A 12,745-nucleotide genomic window follows, 5' to 3' on the forward strand; every position below is an offset into this window, starting at 1 on the left:
GCCAAAAATACAGCCGTTAGAATTGCGTAAGGAGTGCCGGGAAGTCTGGTCGGCGTGCGGAACAAGCATCGGTTGACGAGTCGGCGGGATGTGCACCGCAGCCGCAGTTCCTCCGGCCGAAAGGTGCTCCGTGATCGTTGCGCTACGCTCCGAGCTCGCCCGCTTCCTCCGTACCGAAACCGTCGGCGGCGCCCTGCTCCTGATCGCCGCCGCCATCGCGCTGCTGTGGGCGAACTCCCCGTGGAGCGAGGGCTATCTCACCCTCACCGATACGACGCTGCCGATCCCGCCGCTGCATCTGGACCTGACTCTCGCCGACTGGGTCAAGGACGGCCTGCTGGCGATCTTCTTCTTCGTCGCCGGTCTGGAACTCAAGCGCGAACTGGTGGTGGGCGAGCTCGCCGACCGCAAGCGCGCCACGCTGCCGATCATCGCCGCCGTCGGCGGGGTGGTCCTTCCCGCGCTCATCGCGATAACAATCGGATTCGGTGTCGACGGCATGGACCGCGGGTGGGCCATCCCCGTCGCCACCGATATCGCCTTCGCGCTGGCGGTGCTCGCCCTCACCGGCTCCCGGATCCCCGCCACCGCGCGGGTCTTCCTGCTGAGCCTCGCCGTGGTGGACGACCTCATCGCCATCCTGTTGATCGCCATCCTGTTCACCACCTCGATCGCGATCGGCTGGCTGCTCGCCGCGGCCGCCTGCTTCCTCGGCTGGTGGCTCGCCCAGCACCTGCGGTGGCACTCTCCGCTGATCTATGTGCCGCTGGCGCTGGTGGCCTGGTATGCGTTGCACGAGGCGGGAATTCACCCGACCCTGGCCGGGGTACTGTGCGGGCTGCTGACCCGGGTCCGTCCCGATCAGGGCGAGGACGAGGCGCCCGCCACGCGGCTCGAGCATCTGTTCCAGCCGGTGTCGGCGGGTGTATGCGTACCGCTGTTCGCGCTGTTCGCTTCGGGGGTTCCGCTGTCGGCGGCGGTGTTCGGGGAGCTGTTCACCGACCGGCTGGCGCTGGCGATCATCGTCGGGCTGCTCGCCGGGAAGACACTCGGGGTGTTCGGCACGAGCTGGGTCGCGATCCGCCTCGGGATCGCCGAACGGCCCGCCGGACTGGGTTATCGCGACATGTTCGCCCTGTCGGTACTGGGTGCGATCGGCTTCACCGTTAGCCTTTTGGTGGCAGAACTTGCATTGGCGAACGACGAGGCCGCCGCGGAACTGGCGAAGGCGGCCGTGTTGATGACGTCAATGGCGGCTTCCCTGATCGGTTCGGCGCTACTGTTGCGACGGGGCCGTGCTCATCAGGCGCGACGGCACGCCGGCGCGGCCGCTGCAGACGAGTGAAGGCCGGACAGCACCGGGACATGGAGAAGGGTCGAGCATTGAGCTTCACAAACGGCGGTAACGGGCAGGACGTGGGCCGCAACCGGACCATCACCGCTATTCCGCTGTCGGAGGTCGACACCACGGCGAACGCCAGCATCGGCGATCTGGTGCGCGACGCCGCCGAGCAGATGTCGACCCTGGTCCGCGCCGAGGTGAACCTGGCCAAGGCCGAGGTCACCGGGGAGATTCGCAAGGGCCTGCAGGGCAGCGTGTACTTCATCGTCGCGCTCACCATCCTGCTGTTCTCCTCCTTCTTCTTTTTCTTCTTCCTCGCCGAGCTGCTCGACGTGTGGCTGTACCGGTGGGCGTCGTTCCTGATCGTGTTCGGGCTGATGATCGTGGCGGTCGCACTGTTCGGCTTCCTCGGTTATCGCAAGGTGCGCAAGCTGCGGGCGCCGGAGAAGACGATCGAATCGCTGAAGGAGACGCGCACGGTGTTGCCGCAGGGCATCGGATCGCACGGCGACCACGCGGCGCTCGACGTTCCGGCCGCGACCGCGACCGACAAGCCGGGCAGATAGTCCCGCCGACTACGCTTTATCGGCGTGTCGTCGAACCCGAGTCCGGATCCGTCCAGCGTCCGTTACGACGGGCCGTGGGCCCACAGGGACGTGCGTGCCAACGGCATTCGATTCCACGTCGTCGAGGCCGAACCGGAGCAGCGTAGTTCGGCGCCGGATATCCCGCTGGTGTTGCTGCTGCACGGATTCGGTGACTTCTGGTGGTCGTGGCGGCATCAGCTGACCGGGCTGGCCGATCTGGGCTACCGCGCCGTCGCCGTCGACCTGCGCGGGTACGGCGATTCCGACAAGCCGCCCCGCGGTTACGACGGCTGGACCCTGGCGGGTGACGTGGCCGGGCTCATCCGCGCGCTCGGTCACAGCGAGGCCACCCTCGTCGGGCATGCCGAGGGCGGACTGGTGTGCTGGGCGACCGCGGTGCTGCATCCGCGGCTGGTGCGTTCCATCGCCCTGGTGAGTTCGCCGCATCCGGTAGCCCTCAAGCAGGCGGTGCTGCGCGATCGGCATCAGCGCGCGGCCTGGTTACCGAACTTCCTGCGCTATCAGCCCCCGCGCTACGGCGAGCGGCTGCTGGCCACCAACGACGGCTTCGAGGTGGAAAGGCTGCTGCGGCAGCGGGTCAGCGCGCGCTGGTCGAGCACGGCCGAATTCGTCGATACCGCCCGGCGGATGCGCTCGGCGATCCGCATCTCCGGCGCGGCGCACTGTGCGCTGGAGTACCAGCGCTGGGCCTTCCGCAGCCAGTGGCGCCCCGACGGCGCCCGCTTCATGGCGACGATGCGGGAGCCGGTCCGCGTCCCGGTGCTGTCGCTGCACGGCGAATCCGACCACTACATCCTCGATTCCACGATCCGCCGCGAGCACCGGCTGGCTCCCGATCGACGGGTGGTCGGAATTCCGGGCGCGGGGCATTTCGCCCACCAGGAGTCCCCGGAGTCGGTGACCACCGAACTCGCGAAACTGCTCGGCTGAGACAGCGCGGAACGGCGACGGCCGGTATCGATACGAACGGCGCCCCGTCGACCCGGCCGTCGTCGACCTAGCTCAGAACGCAGTCTCCCGTCGGGACCGGGCCGTTCGACTTCTCGGCCGCCTCGAGATCGCCGCGGACCTCGTTCAGGGTGAGTGCGTAGCCGGTGTCCTCGTCGACGACCGCCGCACCGAAGACCAGGCCCAGCACCTGGCCGTCCGTATCCACCAGCGGCCCACCGGAATTACCGGCGCGCACCCGGCCGCGCACGGTGTAGACCTCGCGCTCGACCGTGCCCGTCTTGTAGATGTCCGGGCCGGTCAGCTCCAGGGTCTCGCGCACGCGGGCCGCGCTGGCCGTGTACGGCCCGCCGCCCGGGTAACCGAGCACGATCGCGTTCTGGCCCGACTTCGCCGCGGACGGCGCCATCGGAATCACCGGCGCGTTCAACCCGGGCACGTCGAGCACGGCCACGTCCTTGGACGGGTCGAACAGCACCACGGTGGCATCCAGCGGACCGCGCGCGGTGTCGACCTGGACGGTGTTGGTGCCCGCGACGACGTGTGCATTCGTCATGACCCGCTCGGGGCCGACGACGAAGCCCGAACCCTCCAGCGCGCGCTGGCAACTCGGCGCGACGCCACGGATGCGCAGCACGCTGTGCTGCAGGTCCAGGGCGACCGGACTGTCGAGCACGGTCGGATCCGGCGGTTCCACCGCCGCGATCGGGGCGCGGCCGAACGGGCCGATCACATCCGGCAGGCCGGAGGTGTTGAGCAGCTTGGAGAACTCGTTGGGCAGCTTCCGCAGCCAGTCCGGCGCCACCTGGTTGACGTCGGAGAGCACCCGCGAGCCGTTCACGGCGGCCGCGATCGAGGGCTGCGAGGACGAGGCCAGCGGCAGCGCCAGCAGCCACGCCGTCACCAGGACGGCCACGGTCTGCAGGGCGGCGCCCACCACGCTGTCGACGCTGCGGGTGAACGGATGCGTCATCCCGCTGCGCGCCGCGCGGCCGAGCACCATGCCCGCCACCTCGCCGATGATCACCAGCGCCACGATCAGCACCACGCCGACCAGCACGCGCTTGCGGCCCTCGCTGATGTGGATCAGGATGTGCGGCGCGATCAGGATGCCGGCCACCGCACCCAGCACCACACCCAGAAAAGCCAGCGCCGACGCGACCGCGCCCTGCCGCCACCCCGAGGAGGCGGCCAGCAGCGCGATGATCACGACCGCGATGTCGAGCCAGGCCGAGGAACTCATAACGTCATCCCCACTGCCGCAAGCGATGCCTGTAGATCACGCACGTCGTGGTGGTCCCATTCGCGCTCCCACCCCGAGACGGCCAGCAGCCCGGCGAGCACGCCGGCGGTGAAACCCCATACGAGCATGCCGTCGACGGCGAACGCCGGACCCATGTAGCCCATCGGGTGACGCACCACGAATCGGTTGGCCGGGTCGATCAGGTCGGCGATCGGCACCCGCACCACCCGCGCGGCCTCGGTCTCGCTGACCACGCCGACCTCGCCCGGCGTGCGCCAGTACGCGACGACCGGGGTCACGTCGAACCGGGACGGCGGCACGAAGATCTTCGGAAGCACCGCAATGGGTTCCACGCCGACCGGGTCCAGGCCGGTCTCCTCGCGGGCCTCGCGCAGTGCCGTGCCGATCGGTCCGTCGTCGCCCGGCTCGACGCCGCCGCCGGGGAACGCCACCTGTCCGCGATGCTGGCGCAGCGTCGCCGCGCGCTGGGTGAGCAGCACGTCCGCATCGGACGGCAGCCCGCCCGGGGCATCCGGATCCGACTCAGCGGCACCGCCGAACAGCACCAGCACGGAAGCCAGCCGGGGGCGCAGCGCCGCCGAGACCAGCCGCTGCGCCGTCGTCCTGTTCAGCACCGGATTGACCCCCGTCGGGTCCGCGGGCTTGCGCTCGACCACGCCGTGCAGCCATGCGGGGATGCCGTCGGTCACCAGACCCGTTCTCTCGCCGGGCTCCTCACGGCTGTCACGTTTGCGCACGCTGCCTCCTCCCGACCCCATCCTCACGCTGTTCTCGTCGCCGCGCTCGCCGAGCGCCGGGCGGTGGCGCGAGCCATCGGGTTCGACATCCATCTCCCCGGCACGCCCCGGCACCGGACCCGTCGCTCGCGCCGGGGGCCGGTCACGCGCGCCGTCGATCTCGTCGATTCGATCATGACGCCCGGCGTACCGGCGAGTCGGGCAGGTCACGCCGCGACTCCCAGCTCGCCCGCGACGGCGGCGGCGATGTCGTCGGCGCTGTCGAACGGGCGGACCAGCACCTTCGCGATCGACCCGTCGGGCCGGACCAGCACCGAAACCGGCAGCACCGGTGGCGCGCCGACGGCGGTGCGCACTCGCTCGGCGCCGTCCTCGACACCGGGCAGGTGCACGTTCAGATCCGCCAGGCGAGCCAGCGCCTTGGCCTCGTCCGGATCGCTGTGCACGGTCAGCACGGTGACGGCGCCGGAGGCGCGGGCCGCGAACTGCTGCAGCGCGGGCAATTCCCGCGCGCACGGCTGACACCAGTACGCCCACAGATTCACCAGGGCGGGGCGGCCGGCGAGGGCGGAGCCCAGATCCATCGGGCGGCCGTCGGCCAGGCATCCGACCGTAATCCCGCTCAGCGGGCCGGACGCCGGGGCCGGGGATTCGGCCCGCGGGCAGTCGGCCAGTGCCGCCGCGGCACGCTGTCCTTCGGACACCGCGGCGGATCCGCCCTGCGCGGCGGTGGTATTCGTCCGGGCGTCGCGCTCACCGCGCGGCCAGATCGCGACGGCCAGCGCGACGACGGCGATCAGCACCGCCAGTGTCCAGCGCCAGGCCACCGGTATCGAACTCACCGGCCCACCAGTTCGAGCAGATGCTCGGCCTCGGGGCCCTTGATCAGGGCGGCGGCGGTCGCGGGATCGGTGGGGCCCGCGCCGAAGGACGGGCAGTCCTTGGCCAGCACGCACGCGCCGCACGCCGGCTTACGGGCATGACACACCCGGCGGCCGTGGAAGATCACCCGGTGCGACAGCATGGTCCAGTCCTTGCGCTCGATCAGCTCGCCGACGGCGTGCTCGATCTTGACCGGATCCTCCTCGGTGGTCCACTGCCAGCGCTGCACCAACCGGCCGAAGTGGGTGTCCACCGTGATTCCCGGCACACCGAAGGCGTTGCCCAGGATGACGTTCGCCGTCTTGCGGCCGATGCCGGGCAGCTTCACCAGCTCCTCCAGCGTGTGCGGCAGCACGCCGTCGTATCGCTCCATCAGCGCCTGCCCGAGGCCGATCAGCGAGGTGGTCTTGTTGCGGTAGAAGCCGGTGGGGCGGATGTACTCCTCGAGCTCCGTGCGGTCGGCCTCGGCGTACGCCCGGGCGTCGGGGTAGCGGGCGAACAGTGCCGGGGTCGTCATGTTCACCCGGACGTCGGTGCACTGGGCGGAGAGAATGGTCGCGACCGCCAGCTCCAGCGGCGTGGTGAAGTCCAGCTCGCAGTGCGCGTCGGGGAAGGCGGCCGTCAGCGATCGGTACATCCGGCGCGCGCGGCGCACCCGGCCGAGCTGTGTTTCCTTCGCGAACTTGCGTGCGGTGGCGCTGCCGGACCGCTTGCGCGGAGCGGGCTTCGGTTCGGCGGTGGCCTCCGGGGCGGCGGCCGATTCGGATGTGCGGCGCCGCGACGGCTTCCCGGTTCGAGGGGATTCGGCGGGCGCGGACGGCTCGTGCCCGTTCACGGCGGTGGCTCTGGCTTCACGCACGGGTCCACCATACGGAACCCCACCGACGAGAGCGCGCCCGTGAAGACGCCCCGTGTTCCATCTGAGACCTTATCCGTGTTTACTCACGGTTATGCAAGGACTCGCTGTGGTGCTCTTCCCGGTACTGCTGATGCTGTTCGCGCTGTTCATGGAACGCGTCGAAAATCGGCTCCGCAAACTGCTCGAACCGGAAGAAGAGGTCCAGCAGTACCTGGACCGAGCCAGCAATGCCGAGGTCAACGAGTTGGCCAAGCTCGGCGTGCCCGCCGCGGCGGCCCACGCCGGCCGCCGACGCGCCCGTGGCGACGAACTGGATGTCGCTCAGGCCAGCTGAGCGCCGGCGCACAGCATTCGCACGGGTGGGCCCGGGAACTATTCCGGCAACCGGGACGTTTCACAGACCGCGCGTTACGTGGTGTCTGTCACTACGGTGCCCGCACGCCAAGTAGACTGCACTGTCGGCCGAACCGCTTCGGTCCAGGACACGCGGCGACAGCGCTGGGCCCGGAGGCGGCAGCTTGCGTAACCACGCAGAGAATTTGCTGTCGTCGCAGGACACAGCACCGTCAATTCCCATAAGGAGCACATTCGTGGACGAGGCCCTCGCCAGAGCAGGCATCTTCCAAGGCGTCGAGCCCACCGCGGTGGCGGCGCTGGCCAAACAGCTTCAGCCCGTGGACTTCCCGCGCGGCCATGTCATCTTCAACGAGGGCGAGCCCGGCGACCGGCTGTACATCATCACGTCGGGCAAGGTGAAGATCGGACGCCGCTCCCCCGATGGCCGGGAGAACCTGCTGACCATCATGGGCCCCTCGGACATGTTCGGCGAGCTGTCGATCTTCGACCCGGGCCCGCGCACCTCGACGGCTACCACGGTCACCGAGGTCCGCGCCGTCACCATGGACCGCGAGGCCCTCAAGTCGTGGATCGACCAGCGTCCCGAGATCGCCGAGCAGTTGCTGCGGGTGCTCGCGCGCCGTCTGCGCCGCACCAACAACAACCTGGCCGACCTCATCTTCACCGACGTCCCCGGTCGCGTGGCGAAGGCGCTGCTGCAGCTGGCACAGCGGTTCGGCACCCAGGAGGCGGGCGCGCTGCGGGTGACCCACGACCTCACCCAGGAGGAGATCGCCCAGCTGGTCGGCGCCTCCCGCGAGACCGTGAACAAGGCACTCGCCGACTTCGCGCACCGCGGCTGGCTACGGCTGGAGGGTAAGAGCGTGCTGATCTCCGACTCGGAACGGCTGGCCCGCCGGGCGCGGTAGATCCCGCGCAACGTCGGCGGTAGGTCAGTTCTGGCTGCGCAGGTACGCCAGTTGGGCCTTGACGGAGCTACGGGCGGCGGGCCACAGCTTCTTGTCGACGTCGGCGTAGACGCGCGCGACGATCTGTAGCGGTTTGGCGTTCGGGCCGATTTCGGCCAACGCCTGGCGCACCTGGTCCAGGCGTTCCCGGCGGTGCTGGATGTAGTAGCGGATCACCGGTTCGGCCTCCGCGTGATCGGGCCCGTGCGCGGGCAGCAGCGCCCTGCCCGGGGCGATCTCCGCCAGCCGGTCCAGCGATGCCAGATAGTCGCCGAGGGCGCCGTCCCGCGATTCCAGCACCGTGGTGCCGCTGCCCAGCACCGTATCGCCGGTGACGACGGCGTCCTCGAGCATGAACGACACCGAGTCGGTGGTGTGTCCCGGCGTGGCGAGCACGGTGATCCGCACCCCCGCGGCCTCGATCACCTCGCCGTCGGCCAGCGGTGCGTCCGAGCCGCGCAGAAATTTCGGGTCCACCGCGCGCACCGGTGTAGCCGTCAGCTTCACCAACTCATCGATGCCGCCGGTGTGATCGCGATGGTGGTGGGTGATCAGCGTGAGGGCGATATCGCCGCCGGTCTCCCGCGCGATCGCCTCGCTGTGTGCGCGGTCCTTCGGCCCCGGATCGATCACGATGCAGTCGGATCGGCCCGGAGCGCGCAGAATCCAGGTGTTGGTGCCCTGCAGGGTCATCTGGTTCGGATTGTTCGCGAGCAGCACCGAGGCCGTCGGCGTGACCTGCCGAAGTTGTTCGTACGCGGGGTGGGTGAGAGTCATACCGTGTCCTAACGCCCTGTGCGGCAACGAACTTCCAGATAGAGCTGCCCCCTCGCATTCCGGCGAAGGGGCAGCTACCAGCTCTACCGCACCTCGGCGATCAGCTCCACCTCGACCGGGGTGTTCTTCGGCAGCTCGAAGACCCCTACGGCCGAGCGCGCATGCACACCGGCCTCACCGAAGACCTCGCCGAGCAGTTCCGAGGCCCCGTTGATCACCAGCGGCTGATCGTTGAAACCGGGCGCCGAGGCGACGAAGCCGACCACCTTCACGATCCGCGTCACCGCGTCGAGACCGACCAGATCGTGCACGGCCGCCAGCGCGTTCAGGGCACAGTGCGCGGCCGCCTGCTTGGCCTCCTCCAGGCTCACCTCGGCGCCGACCTTGCCCGTGGCCGTCAGCGCACCGCCGACGAACGGCAGCTGCCCGGAGGTGTACACCAGCGAGCCGCTGCGCAGCGCCGGAATGTAGGCGCCCGCGGGTGCGGCGACGCTCGGCAACTCCAGGCCGAGCCGGTCCAGGTTCTTGCGCCACAGCGCCGAATCGGTCATCAGCCCTTCACCCGCTTCAGGTAGGCGACGTGCTGTTCACCGGTCGGGCCGGGGAGCACCGTGACGAGCTCCCAGCCGTCGGCGCCCCACTGGTCCAGGATCTGCTTGGTCGCGTGCGTCAGCAGCGGCACGGTCGCGTATTCCCACACGGTCACATCACTCATGCCGCTGAGCGTAGCTCTGTTCGATTGCGCCGACGGCGGCACGGCGGTTCGCGGCGGCGCGGGCTCGGTCGAAGAACGGGAAGGTCGGCATGCGAATTCCGGTGGTTTGCATATCTTCCGGCGATGCGCAATAGCTGAGTGGTGTACCAGACAGTAGCCGTATCCTATGGCCACGATTTCATAACGGGTTATAGGCTCGCGAGCGTGGGAGTACCGACAGCAGTGCCCGTTTCGGCAGAGCCGGGGCTGAAACTAGGTTGGCCGGAGCGCGCGGACAGGGCTCGCCTGCACTATGTGTCCGGCAAGGGTGGGACCGGGAAGTCCACGGTGTCCGCGTCGCTGGCCCTGGCCCTGGCGGCGGGTGGGCGCCGGGTGCTGCTGGTGGAGGTGGAGGGCAGGCAGTCGATCGCGCAGCTGTTCGACCTGCCGCCGCTGCCGCCCACCGAAACCAAGATCGCGACCGCCGACGGCGGCGGCGAGGTGGTGGCGCTGGCGCTCGACATCGAGCACGCCTTCCTCGAATACCTCGACATGTTCTACAACCTCGGCTTCGCCGGGCGGGCGATGCGCCGGATGGGCGCCATCGAGTTCGTCACGACCATCGCGCCGGGCCTGCGCGATGTGATCCTGACCGGCAAGATCAAGGAATGCGCGGTGCGCGTGGACAAGTCGCGTCGCCCGGTCTACGACGAGATCGTCATCGACGCGCCGCCGACCGGCCGCATCGCCAGCTTCCTGGACGTCACGAAGGCGATGGCGGAGGTGGCCAAGGGCGGGCCGATCGCCGCGCAGGCCGAGGGCGTGTCCAAGCTGCTGCACTCGGACCAGACCATCGTCCACCTGGTCACGCTGCTCGAGGCGCTGCCCGTGCAGGAGACCGCCGACGCGATCGCCGAACTGATGGAAGCGGACTTCCGGATCGGCACGGTGATCGTCAATCGCGCCACGGAGGGCTTCCTGCCCGCGGCGGTGCGCGCGCGGGCGGCCGCCGGTGACATCGACGCCGACGCCCTGCGCACCGGGCTGGCGGAGGCGGGAATCACGATGTCCGACGCCGACTTCCAGGGCCTGCTGCGCGAGACGACGGAGCATTCGGCCACGCTGCAGGCGCAGGACGACAGCTCGTCCGAGCTCGCGAAGCTGGATCTCAGCCGCCTGTATCTGCCCGCCCTGCCCGACGGGATGGACCTGGGCGGACTGTACGAATTAGCGGCACATCTGAGCACGCAGGGAGTCCGGTGATGAATCTGCCGAACACGGTTGCCCCCCTGGACCTCTCCCGCGTCATCGACGACCGGACCGCGCGCGTGATCGTGTGCTGCGGGTCCGGGGGCGTCGGCAAGACCACCACGGCGGCGGCGATCGCGCTGCGCGCGGCGGAACGCGGCCGCAAGGTCGTGGTGCTGACCATCGATCCGGCGCGCCGGCTCGCCCAGTCCCTGGGCGTGAGCGACCTGGGCAACGTCCCGCAGCGCGTCGAGCTCGGCCCGGACGCGAAGGGCGAGCTCTACGCGATGATGCTGAACATGCGCCGCACCTTCGACGAGATGGTGCTCGAGCACACCAGCCCGGAGAAGGCCGAGCAGATCTTCGCCAACCCCTTCTATCAAACGGTCGCCTCGTCCTTCGGTGGCACGCAGGAGTACATGGCGATGGAGAAGCTGGGCCAGCTCGTCGGGAAGCGGAAGTGGGACCTGATCGTCGTGGACACCCCGCCGTCCCGCAATGCGCTGGACTTCCTGGACGCGCCCAAGCGCCTCGGGAACTTCCTCAACGGCAGGATGATTCGCGTGATCATGGCGCCCGGCCGGGGCGTGGGCCGGTTCGTCACGGGCGCGATGAGCCTGGCCGTGCGCGGCGTGTCCACGGTGGTGGGCGGTCAGATGCTCAAGGACGCGTCGCTGTTCCTGCAGTCGCTGGAGTCGATGTTCGGCGGCTTCCAGGACCGCGCCAACCGGACCTTCGAGATGCTGTCGCGGCCGGGCACCCACTTCCTGGTGGTGGCCGCCGCCGAACCGGATGCGCTGCGGGAGGCCTCGTTCTTCGTCGACCGGCTCTCCACCGACCGCATGCCCCTGGCCGGTCTCGTGCTGAACCGCACCCACCCCGTGCTCTGCTCGCTGTCGCCGCAGCAGGCCCTGGCCGCCGTCGATCGGCTGACGGGCAACGGCGCGGCGGCCGAAACCGATCGGGCCGACCACGATCCGGCCGCCCTGGCCGCCGACGTGCTGCGCATCCACGCGCACCGGGCGACCACCGCCAAGCGGGAGCAGCATCTGCTGCACCGGTTCACCGGCGCGCATCCGCGGGTGCCGATCGTCGCGGTCACCGCGCTGCCGTTCGAGGTCTCCGATCTCGAGGCGCTGCGCGCGGTCGGCGATCAGCTGACCGGCCCGAACTCCGCCGCATAGGCGCCGCGCCAAGTCCCCTCGACCGGACCTCCGAGCGCAGAAACGGTCCGAGCCCGCGACTGCGGGCTCGGACCGTTCTCGTAGTGGGGACTACATCGCCACTTTCTGCTGTCGCTGGGCGCGGAAGAATTCCGCCCAGGACGTCACCTCCGGATGCTGTTTGAGCAGCGCACGACGCTGCCGCTCGGTCATTCCACCCCACACCCCGAACTCCACACGATTGTCCAGGGCGTCGGCACCACACTCCATCAGCACGGGGCAGTGCCGGCAGATCGTCGCCGCCTTGCGCTGAGCGGCGCCGCGCACGAACAACTGATCGGGGTCTACTTCCTTGCATCGGGCCTGGGAAACCCAGGCGATCCTTGCTTCGGCCTGCTCCACGTCCAATCGAGCGATGGGGGTAGTCATGTGCATTTGGTGTGCCCCTTTGCAGTCCGAACACCGGGTCAACGGCGCTCCAGAATCGCGTGCAGTGCGCAGCAACCCAACCCCGCTGCGTCCTGCACCACATTCCACTTTGAGTGTTAGCTCTATCACACTGGGTTCTCAATCTAGGTAAAGGTATGGCGACTGCGCAAGACCGTCCCGAGATTTTTTGGTACGCCCGTCCATGCAAATGCGACAAAGAACCGGGCAGTCGGCACAATCAGTGCGACACGCCCGGTTTCGCGCCCGTGACGCGCCGAAGTCCCGCGAAAGTCAGCGCCCTTGACGAGGTTGCTCCAGTGACCGCGCTGCCCGCTACCCCTACCTAAGTACCCCTGCACGACACACCCAAGCTCGCCACCCGGCAATAGCCGCGTAAGCAATGCGACGCAGGAGCGAGCCGAGCAGGAGCCACCCCGTCCAGAGCGCCTCCGTACCCACTCAGCCCGGCCACGATCCCAACCCCGGCCGC

Annotated in this window: 15 protein-coding genes; 7 read left to right on the forward strand and 8 right to left on the reverse strand. The window is 69.3% G+C overall.

Annotation, left to right across the window (positions count from 1 at the left end):
- Window positions 1–130: 130 nt before the first annotated feature.
- Genes nhaA through NM1_RS33100 form a run of 3 tightly spaced genes read left to right on the forward strand, consistent with a single transcriptional unit; the run spans window position 131 to window position 2,880 of the window.
- Entirely contained in the window at window positions 131–1,345 is a 1,215-nt protein-coding gene (nhaA, locus tag NM1_RS33090; RefSeq protein ID WP_255286245.1) for a Na+/H+ antiporter NhaA, read from the forward strand.
- A 38-nt stretch (window positions 1,346–1,383) separates the two neighbouring features.
- Entirely contained in the window at window positions 1,384–1,908 is a 525-nt protein-coding gene (locus NM1_RS33095; protein WP_068029240.1) for a phage holin family protein, read from the forward strand.
- 24 nt (window positions 1,909–1,932) lie between these two features.
- The gene (locus tag NM1_RS33100; RefSeq protein ID WP_068029243.1) at window positions 1,933–2,880 is read left to right on the forward strand and encodes an alpha/beta fold hydrolase; all 948 of its coding nucleotides are present in this window, start codon (window positions 1,933–1,935) and stop codon (window positions 2,878–2,880) included.
- Between the two features lie 67 nt (window positions 2,881–2,947).
- Here the strand turns inward: NM1_RS33100 and NM1_RS33105 are convergent, their stop codons facing one another.
- The 4 genes from NM1_RS33105 to nth all read right to left on the reverse strand — a co-directional run bounded on the left by NM1_RS33105 (window position 2,948) and on the right by nth (window position 6,436).
- Entirely contained in the window at window positions 2,948–4,141 is a 1,194-nt protein-coding gene (locus NM1_RS33105; RefSeq protein WP_068029246.1) for a MarP family serine protease, read from the reverse strand.
- A complete protein-coding gene (locus tag NM1_RS33110; RefSeq protein ID WP_084520284.1) occupies window positions 4,138–4,920 on the reverse strand; it encodes an NUDIX hydrolase in 783 nt (260 codons plus the stop codon). Before NM1_RS33110 ends, NM1_RS33105 begins: the two co-directional genes overlap by 4 nt.
- A 185-nt stretch (window positions 4,921–5,105) precedes the next feature.
- Window positions 5,106–5,741, reverse strand: a complete 636-nt coding sequence (locus NM1_RS33115; RefSeq protein ID WP_084520282.1) for a TlpA family protein disulfide reductase — start codon at window positions 5,739–5,741, stop codon at window positions 5,106–5,108.
- On the reverse strand, window positions 5,738–6,436 hold the full coding sequence (nth, locus tag NM1_RS33120; RefSeq protein WP_068029263.1) for an endonuclease III: 699 nt from the start codon (window positions 6,434–6,436) through the stop codon (window positions 5,738–5,740). The genes NM1_RS33115 and nth overlap by 4 nt, the downstream gene beginning before the upstream one ends.
- Window positions 6,437–6,731: 295 nt before the next feature.
- Between nth and NM1_RS33125 the strand changes: the two genes are divergently transcribed.
- Both NM1_RS33125 and NM1_RS33130 read left to right on the forward strand, forming a co-directional pair.
- Window positions 6,732–6,974 carry a hypothetical protein gene (locus NM1_RS33125; RefSeq protein ID WP_068029248.1) on the forward strand — a complete coding sequence of 81 codons (243 nt, stop codon included), beginning with the start codon at window positions 6,732–6,734 and terminating at the stop codon, window positions 6,972–6,974.
- 256 nt (window positions 6,975–7,230) lie between these two features.
- On the forward strand, window positions 7,231–7,905 hold the full coding sequence (locus tag NM1_RS33130) for a Crp/Fnr family transcriptional regulator (RefSeq protein ID WP_014348619.1): 675 nt from the start codon (window positions 7,231–7,233) through the stop codon (window positions 7,903–7,905).
- Between the two features lie 24 nt (window positions 7,906–7,929).
- On the opposite strand, the gene NM1_RS33135 is transcribed toward NM1_RS33130, so the two are convergent.
- From NM1_RS33135 to sp36, 3 genes are all read right to left on the reverse strand, one after another.
- Window positions 7,930–8,721 (reverse strand): MBL fold metallo-hydrolase, encoded by a 792-nt coding sequence (locus NM1_RS33135; RefSeq protein WP_068029250.1) that lies wholly within the window; start codon window positions 8,719–8,721, stop codon window positions 7,930–7,932.
- 83 nt (window positions 8,722–8,804) lie between these two features.
- The gene (locus NM1_RS33140; RefSeq protein ID WP_068029253.1) at window positions 8,805–9,272 is read right to left on the reverse strand and encodes a RidA family protein; all 468 of its coding nucleotides are present in this window, start codon (window positions 9,270–9,272) and stop codon (window positions 8,805–8,807) included.
- Window positions 9,272–9,436 carry a Sp36 family protein gene (sp36, locus tag NM1_RS42715; protein WP_085995597.1) on the reverse strand — a complete coding sequence of 55 codons (165 nt, stop codon included), beginning with the start codon at window positions 9,434–9,436 and terminating at the stop codon, window positions 9,272–9,274. Before sp36 ends, NM1_RS33140 begins: the two co-directional genes overlap by 1 nt.
- A gap of 222 nt (window positions 9,437–9,658) precedes the next feature.
- On the opposite strand from sp36, the gene bagA reads away from it, so the two are divergent.
- Complete coding sequence (gene bagA, locus NM1_RS33145; protein ID WP_068029256.1) at window positions 9,659–10,678, forward strand: ATPase BagA; 1,020 nt, start codon at window positions 9,659–9,661, stop codon at window positions 10,676–10,678.
- Window positions 10,678–11,847, forward strand: a complete 1,170-nt coding sequence (gene bagB, locus NM1_RS33150) for an ATPase BagB (protein WP_068029258.1) — start codon at window positions 10,678–10,680, stop codon at window positions 11,845–11,847. The genes bagA and bagB overlap by 1 nt, the downstream gene beginning before the upstream one ends.
- Window positions 11,848–11,937: 90 nt before the next feature.
- On the opposite strand, the gene NM1_RS33155 is transcribed toward bagB, so the two are convergent.
- Complete coding sequence (locus NM1_RS33155; protein WP_024800988.1) at window positions 11,938–12,261, reverse strand: WhiB family transcriptional regulator; 324 nt, start codon at window positions 12,259–12,261, stop codon at window positions 11,938–11,940.
- Between the last annotated feature and the right edge of the window lie 484 nt (window positions 12,262–12,745).

It is taken from the genome of Nocardia mexicana NBRC 108244 (assembly GCF_001613165.1).
GTDB lineage: Bacteria > Actinomycetota > Actinomycetes > Mycobacteriales > Mycobacteriaceae > Nocardia > Nocardia mexicana.

Bases quoted from the DNA above. Each gene is read 5' to 3' on its own strand.
- NM1_RS33105 (WP_068029246.1), bottom strand. From the start codon at position 4,141: ATGAGTTCCTCGGCCTGGCTCGACATCGCGGTCGTGATCATCGCGCTG.
- NM1_RS33110 (WP_084520284.1), bottom strand. From the start codon at position 4,920: ATGGGGTCGGGAGGAGGCAGCGTGCGCAAACGTGACAGCCGTGAGGAG.
- NM1_RS33125 (WP_068029248.1), top strand. From the start codon at position 6,732: ATGCAAGGACTCGCTGTGGTGCTCTTCCCGGTACTGCTGATGCTGTTC.
- NM1_RS33135 (WP_068029250.1), bottom strand. From the start codon at position 8,721: ATGACTCTCACCCACCCCGCGTACGAACAACTTCGGCAGGTCACGCCG.
- NM1_RS33140 (WP_068029253.1), bottom strand. From the start codon at position 9,272: ATGACCGATTCGGCGCTGTGGCGCAAGAACCTGGACCGGCTCGGCCTG.
- sp36 (WP_085995597.1), bottom strand. From the start codon at position 9,436: ATGAGTGATGTGACCGTGTGGGAATACGCGACCGTGCCGCTGCTGACG.
- bagB (WP_068029258.1), top strand. From the start codon at position 10,678: ATGAATCTGCCGAACACGGTTGCCCCCCTGGACCTCTCCCGCGTCATC.
- NM1_RS33155 (WP_024800988.1), bottom strand. From the start codon at position 12,261: ATGCACATGACTACCCCCATCGCTCGATTGGACGTGGAGCAGGCCGAA.